We start from the raw sequence: 721 nt of genomic DNA on the forward strand, positions 1-721 counted from the left end.
AGGCGTACCGGAACGCGGCCGACATCCTGGCCCGGGAGCAGCCGAACTGCCACATCGACTGGGCGTTGATCGCCAGCATCGGGCGGATCGAGTCCAACCACGCGCGCGGCGGGTACGTCGACGCGAACGGCAACACCCTCGAGCGGATCCTCGGGCCGGTGCTCAACGGGGTCGGCCCGGTCGCGGCGATCCCGGACACCGACGGCGGCCGGTTCGACGGCGACACGGTCTGGGACCGCGCGGTCGGCCCGACCCAGTTCATCCCCTCCACCTGGTGGGGATATGCCGCCGACGGCAACGGCGACGGGAACGCCGACCCGAACAACATCTACGACGCCACCCTCGCCACCGGCCGCTACCTCTGCTCCGGCGGATTCGACCTGGCCGATCCGAACCAGCTGCGGACCGCGATCTACCGGTACAACAACTCCGACAGCTACGTGAACACCGTCATCCTGTGGGCCCAGGCCTACCGCACCGGCGTCGCGCAACTCCCCGACAGCCAGGTGCCCATCGGCGCCCCGAGCGCACCCCTGGAAGCCGCCCCGGTACCGATGCCCCCGGGCACCACTCCCCCCGGAACCACCCCACCGGGCGCTACTCCGCCGGGTACTGCCCCACCGGGGACCACCCCGCCTGGATCCACGCCGCCCGGCACCACCCCCCAGCCCACCGGCCCGACCACCCCGCCGACCAGTCCCACCACCCCGTCGAAGCCCTC

1 pseudogene is annotated in these 721 nt (G+C 72.4%); it reads left to right on the forward strand.

Annotated elements, in window-relative coordinates:
• Window positions 1-721: pseudogene (locus FXO23_RS28735) on the forward strand (lytic transglycosylase domain-containing protein); the annotation flags it as partial.

The organism is Amycolatopsis anabasis (assembly GCF_009765355.1).
GTDB classification, from domain to species: domain Bacteria; phylum Actinomycetota; class Actinomycetes; order Mycobacteriales; family Pseudonocardiaceae; genus Amycolatopsis; species Amycolatopsis anabasis.